This window comes from Ketobacter alkanivorans (genome assembly GCF_002863865.1).
Taxonomy (GTDB): domain Bacteria; phylum Pseudomonadota; class Gammaproteobacteria; order Pseudomonadales; family Ketobacteraceae; genus Ketobacter; species Ketobacter alkanivorans.
Map to the genome: position 1 here is coordinate 381783 of NZ_CP022684.1, position 13123 is coordinate 394905.

Genomic DNA, 13123 nt, shown 5'->3' on the forward strand with positions numbered 1-13123 from the left:
ATTCAAAACATAGTCCAGCCAGCGTTTACATCTCTATGCTTGTGTTCACTTTTGCTGTTCTCTGGGCAAGCACAGGCATTCGACGTGCGTTTCAACGGCTACGGCTCAATCGTAGCGGGAACGTTACTGGGCGAAGGGGATGAACCCTATACTGCCGATGCAGTGTCCGGCGGTACTTACGATGATGAAATCCGTTTTGAACCAGAAACCCTTGTCGCGTTGCGGGCAGTTGCTGACATCAACGATGAAATGACTGCGACGGTACAAATCACTGGAAAGGGAGCCGAGGGCAGCGATGCCTTTATTGAGTGGGCCTATGTGTCGTATCAGCTCACGCCGGAAACCGTGGTAAATGCCGGGCGTTTCCGGTTGCCGTTGTTCTACTATTCTGACTTTCTTGATGCTGCTTACGCCTATCACTGGGTACGCCCCCCGGCGGACACCTACGGTATCCCCGTATCCACCCTCACCGGTGTGAATCTGGTAAACACCCACTACTTCAATAATGTCGGGCTCACCACTCAGATCTGGTATGGCGCAGAAACCGATGAAACTGAAGACGTGGTGGCGGATATCACCAAAAGCCAGGGCATCAACTTGATGGTGGAGTATGAGTGGATGCGACTGCGAGGCGTTTATCACACCCTGAAGCTGGGAATAGACCCCAAACCTCTACTGGTTAATACGCCCGGTGGTCTAATCCAGGTAGATCCAGAGGCGTCCAATACCGATATCACCTATAAAGCAGCGGCTTTCATGATTGACTATGAATCCATCCTTTGGCGCAGTGAATACACTGAGGTCGATAACGGTGAAAAGGAGAAAAGCGGCTACGTTTCATTGGGTTACCAGTTTGGAACCCTAACCCCTCATTACACCTACTCCCAATACGAAGCGGTTGAAGAGAAACAAACTCACACCATTGGTTTGCGTTGGGATTTCAAACCCGCTGCGGCGCTCAAAGTTGAATATTCAAACTTCCATTATGAGACTGAGGGTGGCTATACAGTAGTAGGGCCTGTTGAGGCTGACGAATATCGCTCAGAGCTTCTTTCTGTCGCATTAGACTTCATATTTTAAGGAGGGGTGGATCATGATTAGGGAACTTAAAACGCTGCTTTTACTGTCAGTTATGCTCTCCTCTTTTAGCCCACTCGCTATGGCGGAAGGCTATTCGGTTATTGTACACCCCAGCAACAGTGCCGAGTTTGATAAAGGTACAGTGGAACGGATATTCCTATCCAAGGAAAAAACCTTCACTAATGGCCAACCGGCCGTGCCAATTGAAATACAGCAACCCTCCACTCATCGCGATTATTTTCAGGAAACGATTATTCGAAAAACGGATAGCCAAGTACGTTCGTACTGGGCCATGCTGATGTTTTCAGGTAAAGGCACCCCTCCGAAAGAAGTGGCTTCCGAGGCAGAGGTACTGGAACTCATTTCCAAAAATCCAAATACGCTCGGTTACATACCGTCTGATATGGTGACCGCAAACGTCAAGGTTGTACTGTCCTTCTGACCGTTACTGCAACGGAGGGTATAGAGTCAGCACCACCCTACTGACTCTATACCCATTATGTTTCCTCATTAATCAATAGTAGGCACCACCACTGCCCTGCTCCCTGCGAAAATCACAGTCAAGGCTGAAATCGGTGTTACTTGGTTCTCTGATTATGCGATCAGGTTCAGCACCGATCGCCCGCTGCAGAAAATCCAACCCCGACTTTTGAGCCCCATACCAACTATGCCCTCCAGGCAACTGGATAAAGAGGCCAACCCCGCCACCGGGAAGATTGCCCTCCATCACTGGATACATCACATGATCGTCTTCGGTCAGCCCCAACACAAAATCGGGGTCGAAATAATCATATTGCCAACTGATTCGCTGTGCCAGCTCCATGAATCCAGCCCGGGCAAACGCCAAGCCAAGCGCCGCTGATGCCTCTCTGGGAACGCAGGCGTCGTCAAAACCCGCCACCTGCATCAGATAATCAGGCTTCATAAAGGGCACGTAATTTACTGAATCCGCAGGTCCATGCATCATCTGCAGTATCTGCATTAACGGGTGGTGGTAATCCACTTCATTGTCTACCAACCCTGCCAGTATCAATGGCAGAAGCTGCCGGATCGAGCCTCGGTGCACAGCCTGAAAATACGCATGAGAAGGCGCACCACTCAAAAACCCGATATTAAAGGTGTTATCCATGGCCATAGCCATCGGTATCACACTGGCGCCCTGGCTGTGGCCTGCCAGCACTGCGATATCATCACGTACGCTAAAAGTAGAGAAATCGAAATTCAGAGGCTCTGTGATCGGGCCATGACGCTCCAATATTTGCGGCAGCAGCGTCGCCACCCGCCGCAAGTACAGCTGATCCGCGGCACTCTGAATATGGTTGCCGATATTCGCAGCTGGATTCACAAGATTGTAAAACGTTATCCCCTGTAGATCTGAGGAATCCACCTGAACACCAAACTCACCCAGGAAAGAGGCAAAATCGCTTAACACAGGAGAGGAGCGATCCCCGGAGTAATGAGGTGCAACGGCCAGAGCAACATGATCGAAAGGATCCTGTTCGTAGAAACCGCCAGAGATGTTAGTGGCAGAATAATGCGTACCGCCGGTTCCCTCTGCAAAAATCATCGGAATTTTGGGGGTAGCGCCCCCGGTACAACCAATATCAATCGACATATCAACCGACTCAACGCCTTGCTGCACCGCTAGGCCTGTGGATTCATCTATCTGCACCATTCCACCACCCAACGAGTAAGGGTGAGTGCCCTGTTGCCACACCGGCAGAGCCACCTGCGCCACCATAGGAATATGATTGTAATAACCGCACATTAAACCCTCATGCACAATTTCCACGGAGTTGATAATGGTTTCATCGTCTATAGCAGCAACGGCCTGCGCCACCGGGAAGGTATACTCGGTTGGATTCATGGTGCGATACACCGTAAACCCTGCCAGCTGACCAACGTCCCATTCGGTATGCCCGGATACATAACCCGATACCCTGCCCCACTGTTGCTGCAGCACATCCCAAGTGTCTGCGTTGATGCTGGCTGGGCGTTCATTTTCAGTAAGCGCGCTGATCAACGGCGCCGGCAGTATCGGCTTGGATGAGTCATCGAGAATTCCGGAAAATAGGATCGCGCCATACAGGGTATCTGGCTCTAACGCGTAACCAGGAACCGGTAAGAGGGTCAGGAGGTGGCCAGGTTGATACAGGGTGCTGAGTGGATCGAAATGAACACGAAGTGGAATGCGCTGCAGATATAGCGGCGAATTCTGATCAAGGTTAACCAACATCGCAACGGCGTCATCTTCCAGTGAATCCAGCGCGCTGGGTAGCGAATCGGTATCCAAAGGGCCATTAAACTGAAATATCACACCGGAGTTCGTGCCAAAACCATGCATGTACGGAACGCCTTTATCCAGTATGGCCTTGAGCAACGGATTCCCCGTTCCGGGAAAGCCCTCGATATCTACGGTGCCATCAGGGTTACGGCGCAAGTCATTAGGCCATGGAAACCCCAGAAACTCTGATCCACCCCACTCCATTTTTGGCGCGGTTCCACCGCCGCACCCGGTCAATCCTAAACACACACATATAGCCCACACCAAACAGCAGGTACGCCCCAACGCTCCCATTTAAAAGTCCTTTTTTATAATTTGATGATGATTTTTTTGCCAAAATTACGTCTAGTTAGAATAACAACAAGCTGGCTAAATGAACTATCACCCGTTTGGGTGAGTTTCAATTATGCGCTAATCTATATAGTCGTGACTGTTGGTCCACTATATAATCTACCCTTCTTAAGTGGGGGCCGGTAAAATGTGTGGCTTCTTCTATTCTGTCTTTTCACCTCAACACTGCAAAAAATCGTCTAACATCAGATATTTGCAGAGGCTTGAGTTGAAATTAAAACGCTTGTTTAAAGGACCTTTTAAGGGCACGGGTAACGCATGAAACTGACACTGACCGATTCTGACACCCAATCCATTCTGGCCAGACTGGCTGAATCCAACCAGAAACACAGCACCCTTTACCCGGGCGATTCATCTGACCGACAACAGGTGCACACCGTGTATGGTGGAGCCAACCTGTACAAAGCCGGCGCAGCACAAAAGCTGGGCAGCCTGGCTCTGCGGGCACTGGACACCTACGCCCCTGATTTTTGTACACTTGCCCGGGTTTTGGGCATGACCGGCTCAGACTCCCTGCCCACCACAGCCGCAGAGGCCAAAGTGCTGGGCGAAGCCGTGGCAGCCGAACCTGAAAAAATGAAAGAAGCCAACCCCGCAGCCTGGTTGGCTTATACCGTATACGATCGAGTGGTGAAAAAGCTCAGCAGCGAGCCCATTGAAGACAGCCGCATCGACTTTGAAGATGGCTACGGCAACCGCCCTGATGCAGAAGAAGACGCCGACGCCGTGCGCACTGCAGAAGAAGTCGCCAAAGGCATGGAAGCAGGCACCCTGCCCCCCTTCATCGGTATTCGCATCAAAACCTTTACCGAGGAATGTCGTGAGCGCTCCGTGCGTACCCTGGATCTGTTCCTGACCCGCTTGGCTGAAGTAACCGGTGGCAAACTGCCAGCGAACTTTATCATCACCCTGCCCAAGGTAACCCATCCAGAGCAAGTGGCCGCCCTGGCAGACCTGCTGGACATAATTGAAGCAAAATGCGGCTACGAAGCAGGCTCTCTTAAACTCGAGATCATGATTGAAACCACTCAGGCCATCATTGATGCCGATGGTTCCAACCAGGTTCGTGTACTCGCCGCTGCCGCCCGTGGCCGCTGCCGATCTGCCATTTTCGGCACTTACGACTACACAGCCACCTGCAACATCACTGCAGCGCATCAGACTCATACCCATCCGGCTTCTGATTTCGCCCGTCATGTCCTGCAAGTAGCGTGTGCCGGTACCGGTCTCACCATCAGTGATGGTGCTACCACTGTAATGCCCATCGGCCCCCACAAAGGCGAATTGACTACGCAGCAAGTTCTGGAAAACACCGCTGTGACCCACTCAGCCTGGAAACTGCACTACGACAATATCCAGCATTCCCTGCGCCACGCCTATTACCAAGGCTGGGATCTGAACCCAGGCCAATTGCCCATCCGCTATGCGGCTGTATACGCCTTCTTCCTCGAAGGCTTGCCGGATGCCTCCAAGCGCTTGGAAGCCTTCATCGGTAAAGCTGCACAAGCCACTCTGGTAGGCAATACATTCGATGACGCTGCAACTGGCCAAGGTCTGCTGAACTTTTTCCTGCGTGGTATCGCTTGTGGAGCCATCACAGAGCAAGAAGCCGCCTCCACCGGTATCACCATGGCAGAACTGAAGTCACGTTCCTTTGTGCATATCGTTGCCAATCGCGCCCACGCATAGTGGGCCAACGTCTGAAAACTGGACGTAAAATAGACGATATAACACTGATATTGATCTGATATTAAGGGTGCGCAATAGTCGTACCCTGTACTACCCATTCAACGGAGATCCACATGTCTTCTATCGAACAAGCACGTACCCTGATCGACCAAGCTCAGACCTCATTAAACGCTGCTCTCAGCCACCTGAAAGCCTGCAGCAGCGTCGATGGCCGTGTGTCTGGCTCCAAACTGGATGAGAAGCAACTGGCTTGTTACGAAGTCGCATACTGTGAAGCTGAGATCACCGCTGCCAAAGTCATGCTGGGTTACAGCGATCAGGTTTCAGCCGCAAAAGGTGGCGAAACAGATCGCATCGAAGAACGCCTGGCGCTGCAGTACGCAGCAGAAGCATTGCAAAATGTGCGTGGTCGCTTCAATGCACGTCGGGCTGACTACGGCTTTACCCGTGAGCAACTGGCCGCCACCCTGGATTCCGATGAAGTCGACGCATTCATCAACCAATACCTGTCCACCGAAAGCCTAGAGGCCGTTGGTAAGGCCATCCTGCAAAACGAAGGCTTCACCGGCGAATATATGCTGGATCATGAGAAGGAAATGATGCGGGATCAGTTCCGTGCCTTCGCCACCGATGTGGTTATGCCATTGGCGGAGCACATTCACACCAAAGATCTCGACATCCCCGACGAGATACTGAAACCGTTGGTTGAACTGGGCTGTTTTGGTCTGTCTATTCCTATGCAATACGGTGGCATCCAGCCAGACGACAGCGAAGACAACCTGGGCATGATCGTCGTTACCGAAGAACTCTCCCGTGGCTCGCTGGGCGCAGCAGGCAGCTTGATCACCCGTCCCGAGATCATGGCCCGAGCGCTGCTTAAAGGTGGCACCGAAGAACAGAAACAACATTGGTTGCCCAAACTGGCGCAGGCCGAGCCGTTGAACGCGGTTGCAGTAACCGAACCCAACTTCGGTTCTGATGTGGCATCCATGAAACTGAAGGCGACCCAGGTAGACGGTGGCTGGGTGTTGGACGGCGAAAAAACCTGGTGTACCTTCGCCGGTCGTGCTGGCGTGTTACTAACACTGGCCCGCACCAACCCAGACATGAGTTCCGGCCATAAAGGCCTCACCATGTTCCTGGTAGAAAAACCGACATCCCCCGGGCATGCTTTTGCCTACGAACAACCCAATGGGGGCACCATTACCGGCAAGGCTATATCGACCATTGGCTATCGGGGCATGCACTCTTTCACCGTATTCTTCGATAACTACTTTGTGCCTGATTCTCACGTGTTGGGTGGCGCAGAAGGCATCGGCAAAGGCTTCTATTACACCATGGCCGGTTTTGCAGGTGGCCGCATCCAAACCGCTGCACGCGCCACAGGTGTAATGCAGGCTGCGTTTGAGCGCGCGCTGGATTACTCAAGGGAGCGCGTAGTATTCGGCAAGGCCATTGGCGAATATCAACTGACCCTGGTGAAAATCGCACGCATGGCCATGATGCTGCAAGTGTCGCGACAGTTCACCTATCATGTTGCCCGCCTGATGGACGAAGGCAAAGGCCAGATGGAAGCCAGCCTCGTTAAGCTCTATTCCTGCAAATCATCTGAATGGTTGTGCCGCGAAGCCATGCAAATTCACGGCGGCATGGGCTACGCAGAAGAATCCTCAGTAAGTCGTTACTTCATCGACTCCCGAGTGCTGTCAATTTTCGAGGGCGCCGAAGAAACCCTGGCTCTGAAAGTGATCGCAAAGGCACTGGTGGATAACGCGGCATAAGCATCGCAGTTCAATCGATAAGGAACACAGTATGGCAATCAAATTTTCTGCACAAACTGAACTTGCGCCGGGCGCCGACGTTAACCTCGATAGCGTACGCCACCCGCAATATGGCCGCTACCTCGAAGAGTACGTGCCAGGGCAATTATTTGTGCATCCGCGGGGCTTTTCATTCACCCAGTCCAACATCGATTCGTTCTCGCGAACCTATATGCAGTGCAACCCACTGTATTTGGATTTGGAATACGCTAAGGCACACGGTTTTAACCAGATGCCAGCATCCCCGCAGATGGTATTCAACGTGGTACTGTCGCTGGGCGTTCAGAATGATTCCGAGAAAGTGATTGCTAATTTGGGCTACTACAACGCCCAGTTCCTGAACCCAGTGTATTCGGGCGATACTGTCCGAGCCATGACCATGGTTGTGGATCGCAAGGAACGCGGTGCCGACAAACCCGGCATCGTTACCATTCGTACCTTGGGCCTTAATCAACGCGACGAAGTTGTACTGCAGTACGAACGGAAATTGATGGTGGCCTATCGTGGCGAACGTCTGCCCACTGTACCTGTCGCAGAAGGCCAAGTACCTGCTTTCCCTTGGCAGGAAGATGCATCGGTCAACCTGCCAGAAGCACTACCCACCGCTCTGCGCCACGCTACCAAATCGGTTACCGGCTGGAATACCTACGCCGAGGACTTCAGCCCCGGCGATATCATCGTACACAACAACGGCCGTACCATCAGCGATGAACATTTCGCCCTGACCTACCAGGTTGGCAACACACATCCCCTACATTACGACAAGGTTTTCAGCCAGAGCCTCAGCGGCCCAATGAGCGGCAACCCCATTGTGTACGGCGGCTTGGTGTACGCATGGTTAGAAGGTCTGGCCAGCCGCGATCTATCGGAGAACGCAGTTTGGGAGCTAGGCTTTACAGAGGGCTACCATACGCAACCCGCCTTTGCCGGAGACACCGTATTTGCGTTGACCCGAATATTGGCAGTTGAGGATGCCCCCGCAGAACTGCAAGATCACGCCAGCGTGGTGACCCTGCAATTTATTGGCGTTAAAAACATCACGTCGGCTGCGGCATTAGAAAAGCACGGAGCCGATCTGTTTATCAAAGAGAACGATAAAAAAGCACTGGGCAAAGATAAAATCACAGACAAAATCTTTGAAATCGAACGCCGTCTAGTGATTAAAAAACGCGGTTAAGCCAAGTACAGTTATCTGGATACCCCTATGAGCGATAAAAAAGAGCACATCATTTACGATCAGGACGGCAAACCCGGCAAAGACCGCCCTTGGATTTTCCGCACCTACGCTGGGCACACTAATGTCCGCGCATCCAACGAACTTTATCGCAGCAATTTGGCGAAAGGCCAAACCGGTCTATCCATCGCCTTTGACTTGGCCACCCAGTGCGGCTACAGCTCAGATGAGGATATCGCCCGCCCCGAAATCGGTAAGGTCGGCGTACCCATCAATACCCTGGACGATTTCGCCATTCTCTTTGATCAAATGGCCATGGATGAAATCAACACCTCCATGACCATTAACGGCACGTCCATGTGGCTACTGTCGCTTTACATTGCCCTGGCCGAAGAGCGCGGCATTGATCTGGCTAAGTTGCAGGGCACGACCCAAAACGATCTGATCAAAGAGTTCCTGGCACGGGGCACCTACGTGTTTCCGCCGGATCAGTCCATCAAGCTCATCGTGGACATGTACGAATACTGTTTGAACAACATTCCAAAATGGAACCCATCCAACGTCTGTTCATATCACTTGCAAGAGGCAGGCGCAACGCCGGTTCAGGAACTGGCGTATTCTCTGGTGACCGCAATCACGGTATTGGATGCCATTAAAGAACGGAATTGTTTCAGCGACGAGGACTTCGAACGTTGCGTAGGGCGGGTATCGTTCTTTGTGAACGCTGGCATGCGGTTCGTCGAAGAAATGTGCAAAATGCGCGCCTTCACTGAACTTTGGGATGAGATTTGCCAGCAACGGTATGGCGTAAAAAACGCTAAGTATCGACGCTTCCGCTACGGTGTGCAGGTGAACTCGCTGGGCCTCACAGAAGAGCAGCCCGAGAATAATGCGTGGCGCATCTTAATAGAAGCATTGGGTGTCACGCTTTCTCGCAATGCACGATGCCGGGCACTGCAGCTACCGGCATGGAATGAGGCGCTCTCCCTGCCCCGCCCCTGGGATCAGCAATGGTCCCTGCGTCTGCAGCAGATTCTGGCCTACGAAACCGATTTGCTGGAATACCCAGACCTGTTCGACGGATCTCTGGTGGTGGAATCCAAAGTAAATGACCTTAAAACCAAGGCCAAAGCTGAAATTCAAAAAATTCTCGATGCCGGCGGTGGTGTAGAAGCCATCAAGACCGGATACATGAAGTCTCAACTGGTGATTTCACAATCCGAGCGCATGGCAAAAATCAACACCGGCGAACAAATTGTTGTTGGCAAAAATCGTTGGGCCGATGGCATCGCCTCACCCCTGCTGGATGCCGCCGACGGTGGTGTGTTCAAAGTAGACCCAGACTCAGCCGCTGAAACGATTAACGCATTGCTGGAAACCAAAGCCAAACGTGACAACAGCAAAGTGGAAGCCTGCCTGAAACAGCTGATGGACGACGCCAAAGCTGGCAAGAACCTGATGGCAGCGTCAATCGCGTGCGCCCATGCCCGCGTATCCACTGGCGAATGGTCAGCCACTCTGCGTGAGGTGTACGGCGAGTATCGACCACCTACTGGCGTAGAAGGTCAAACCCTCTCACTGGAAAACGACAAGCTGCAAACGGTGCGCGAAAAAGTAGCGAAGTTTATGGAAGAGTTTGGTCATCGACCCCGCATTGTTGTTGGCAAGCCAGGCCTGGATGGGCACTCCAACGGTGCAGAAATGATTTCTGTAGCCGCCCGTCACGCCGGTTTTGATGTGATTTACTTTGGCATCCGCTTGAGTGCGGTGGATATTGTGCAGTCCGCCATTGAAGAGGATGTCGACGTTATTGGCATCTCCTTATTGTCAGGCTCTCACAACGAAATCATCGAACAGTTGATGCAGGAGTTGGACAAAGAAGGTGCCAAAGATGCAATACCGGTCATATTGGGAGGCATCATCCCCCAGGCAGACATACCCGAACTGCACAAAAAAGGCATCCGACAAGTGTTCACACCCAAGGATTACGACCTGATGGACATCATGAATACCATCATGGACATCGTTATGGAAAACAAACAGCGTAACGCCTAACCGCAACGCTATTTTCCTATGGGTGATCAAGCGCAAACCAAACCACTGGAGCAAGCCTGGGTAGAAAAACTGACCCAGGCTCGCTCTCTAAAAAAATGGCCATTAGCCAAGCTCATCAGCCTGTTCGAGAGCAAACTGCCCGAAAGCGCAGCCAAGCGACAGGCGATCCACCACTACATCAGAAACAACCCAGATCAGTTCTTACGCAAAGCGACAATCCTTGGATTCACCGGTACACCCGGTGCTGGCAAGTCTTCTTTAATCGCTGAGCTGTGTCGCAAACTAATGACCATGGACACCAACATCACTATCGCAGTGTTGGCGATCGATCCATCCAGCCAGGTTTCCGGGGGCTCCATTCTGGGTGACCGCACCCGTATGCATTACGGTAAAAAAGAAGAGCGTTTGTTCTTTCGATCCCAGGCATCCAACCTCGAATTAGGCGGAGTAACAGAAGCGACGTTTCAGGCCTGTCGCGTTTTACGACACCTTTTTGATTACATCATCATTGAAACCGTGGGCATTGGGCAGAACGAAATCGACATTCAATACATGACGGATCACACGTTTCTGGTCATGCAGCCACTGGCTGGCGACCAAATCCAATTTATGAAATGTGGCATTATGGAGATTCCCGACAGTTTTATAGTGAATAAATGTGATGAGGAAAAGCTGGCCAGAAGCAGCTATCACATGCTGAGGAGTTCACTGAAACAAGCAAAACTGGTGGATTTGCATGCTGACGATGACTATCAACAGTCTGCAAAGGATCACATATTCTTAACCAGTGCCCTGAAAGGGAAAGGCATCGACGAGTTGGCCAATCACATCCTGGCCACCAAACCCATCCGGCCGTGGCAACAGGCAGAAACCTTTTACCTTAAGAAAAGCATTCAACGCAGGTATGGTGAATTCGGGCTCGAGTTAATCACTAATCGTGAAAGTATGCAGCGTGAACAAGATGATGTTTACAGCTACGAAGAACAAGAGCAGATGGCACTTCGGCTAATCCAATCTCATCTGAAATAGAACTTACTTTTCCAGAAACTGCCTGACAACTGAAACCACGGGTTTGTAGGTGGTTGGCTCCAAATGCAGATGGTGATTACCATCAAGATCCACATGCTCCAGCCCAGGTATCAGACTGGCTCGTTTCGCCAGAATATCATTGGCCGCAAAAAAGCTGTGTCTACCCGTTACCAGCAAAGCAGGCATGCATAATTTCTTAAGATACGCCCGAACCATATCCTCAGTGAGCCGAATCGCAGAAGACATCTTCAGCCTCGGGTCTGAACGCCAGGTAAACCCACCGGCCACCTCCTGCAGCCCGCGACCACACAAACTCATGGAGGCCTCGTAACTGATACCTCCAATCCCCTTCATGCGGGCTTGCACCGCCTCTTCTCTGGTTTCGTAAACAGGTTTACGTTTGGCTCCGGCCTTGCGCATATCCGCGACTGCCGTTCTTAATATACTAGGGGCATCCGCCGGAGCGCTGGTATTGGTGCCAATGCCCTCGATTAAGATCAGTTTCTGAACTCGTTCAGGAAAGGCACCGGCCAGCATAGTGGATACACCAGCGCCCATGGAATGGCCCATTAGAATAAAGCGCTCCAGCTCCAAACCGTCAGCCAAACCGATAACATCATCGATGTTATCAAGCATGTGATAACGTATACCTTCAGGGCGGTGAGAACTGAAGCCGTGGCCGACAAAATCCAATGCAATTATTCTGTAATCCGACAGCATCGGTGCCAGTCGATCGTAGGTCGCAGCGTTATCCAGCCAGCCATGCAACGCGATGATGGCAGGCTTGTCTGCGTCACCCCACTGCTTTGCTGCCAACTCATGCCCAGCAACGTCGATTCGTATTTCTTCAGTCAGCATGGTTAAGACCGCCTATAAATTCATGGATCAATGACACCGTGAGGTCTGGTTGCTGTAGTGGATACATATGCTGTCCATCAATGGTTTGACGCTCGATACCAAAGTATTGGCAGAATGGCTCGATACAACGGGCAAACGACGCATCACTCTGTTTAGCGTAAATCACCTTGATGGGCACCGTGGGGCGTGTACAGGATTTCAGGTTATCAGGAGTGGTGCGAAATATAGCTACTTCGGTATCAACACCAATGGACAGTTTAACAGATCCTTTATCAGCTGGCTCAATTACCGAGTCACAAAATGCTTCGAAGCAGCGAGGCTCAAACTGAAACAGCTTTTTAGAGGCAAAGTATTCTATAGCCGCATCCCGATCAGGCCAGCTGGATCGACGGTGCTTGGATTTTCCGGCCGGTGTAATATCATCGATTTTACCAATCAATTTAGCCAGTTTAACGCCCCAACCCAATCGCCCCCATATCAAAGGCGGATCCAGCATCAACACTCCCCGAAACAGATCCGGGCGCTTAGATGCTGCAATAAAAGTGAGAATCGCCCCTAATGAATGGCCTATTCCGAGCACCGGCTCATTCGCATTTTGCGCAACAAAATGAATCATCTCATCAGCAAGATGAACCCAATTATTGGTAACAGGGAACGCAGGATCAAGCCCATAACTGGCGTTATACATTACATGATGTGGTGCAAGCTGTTCAAACAAAGGCTTGTAACTGGCGGCAGGAATGCCGTTGGCATGAGCAAAATTGATTAACATACTGCGCCTTA

Annotated in this window: 10 protein-coding genes; 7 read left to right on the forward strand and 3 right to left on the reverse strand. The window is 51.5% G+C overall.

What is annotated here, in order from left to right; all coding sequences use genetic code 11:
* The first annotated feature begins 84 nt into the window (after positions 1–84).
* Together Kalk_RS01755 and Kalk_RS01760 are read left to right on the forward strand one after the other, a co-directional pair.
* Entirely contained in the window at positions 85–1080 is a 996-nt protein-coding gene (locus Kalk_RS01755) for a hypothetical protein (protein WP_101892569.1), read from the forward strand.
* A gap of 13 nt (positions 1081–1093) precedes the next feature.
* Entirely contained in the window at positions 1094–1522 is a 429-nt protein-coding gene (locus Kalk_RS01760; RefSeq protein WP_101892570.1) for a type 2 periplasmic-binding domain-containing protein, read from the forward strand.
* A gap of 72 nt (positions 1523–1594) precedes the next feature.
* Here Kalk_RS01760 and Kalk_RS01765 read toward each other — a convergent pair whose 3' ends face one another.
* A complete protein-coding gene (locus Kalk_RS01765) occupies positions 1595–3658 on the reverse strand; it encodes a hypothetical protein (RefSeq protein ID WP_158643259.1) in 2064 nt (687 codons plus the stop codon).
* A gap of 315 nt (positions 3659–3973) precedes the next feature.
* Between Kalk_RS01765 and Kalk_RS01770 the strand changes: the two genes are divergently transcribed.
* The 5 genes from Kalk_RS01770 (at position 3974) to Kalk_RS01790 (ending at position 11482) form a co-directional block, all read left to right on the forward strand.
* On the forward strand, positions 3974–5404 hold the full coding sequence (locus Kalk_RS01770; protein WP_101892572.1) for a DUF6986 family protein: 1431 nt from the start codon (positions 3974–3976) through the stop codon (positions 5402–5404).
* Between the two features lie 113 nt (positions 5405–5517).
* Complete coding sequence (locus Kalk_RS01775; RefSeq protein WP_101892573.1) at positions 5518–7185, forward strand: acyl-CoA dehydrogenase family protein; 1668 nt, start codon at positions 5518–5520, stop codon at positions 7183–7185.
* Positions 7186–7216: 31 nt separating this feature from the next.
* Positions 7217–8401, forward strand: a complete 1185-nt coding sequence (locus Kalk_RS01780; protein WP_101892574.1) for a MaoC family dehydratase — start codon at positions 7217–7219, stop codon at positions 8399–8401.
* A 27-nt stretch (positions 8402–8428) separates the two neighbouring features.
* Positions 8429–10453 (forward strand): protein meaA, encoded by a 2025-nt coding sequence (locus Kalk_RS01785; protein WP_101892575.1) that lies wholly within the window; start codon positions 8429–8431, stop codon positions 10451–10453.
* A gap of 18 nt (positions 10454–10471) precedes the next feature.
* Entirely contained in the window at positions 10472–11482 is a 1011-nt protein-coding gene (locus Kalk_RS01790; RefSeq protein WP_101892576.1) for an ArgK/MeaB family GTPase, read from the forward strand.
* Between the two features lie 3 nt (positions 11483–11485).
* Here the strand turns inward: Kalk_RS01790 and Kalk_RS01795 are convergent, their stop codons facing one another.
* Together Kalk_RS01795 and Kalk_RS01800 are read right to left on the reverse strand one after the other, a co-directional pair.
* Entirely contained in the window at positions 11486–12340 is an 855-nt protein-coding gene (locus Kalk_RS01795) for an alpha/beta fold hydrolase (protein ID WP_101892577.1), read from the reverse strand.
* Complete coding sequence (locus Kalk_RS01800; RefSeq protein ID WP_101892578.1) at positions 12330–13112, reverse strand: alpha/beta fold hydrolase; 783 nt, start codon at positions 13110–13112, stop codon at positions 12330–12332. The genes Kalk_RS01795 and Kalk_RS01800 overlap by 11 nt, the downstream gene beginning before the upstream one ends.
* Positions 13113–13123 lie beyond the last annotated feature (11 nt).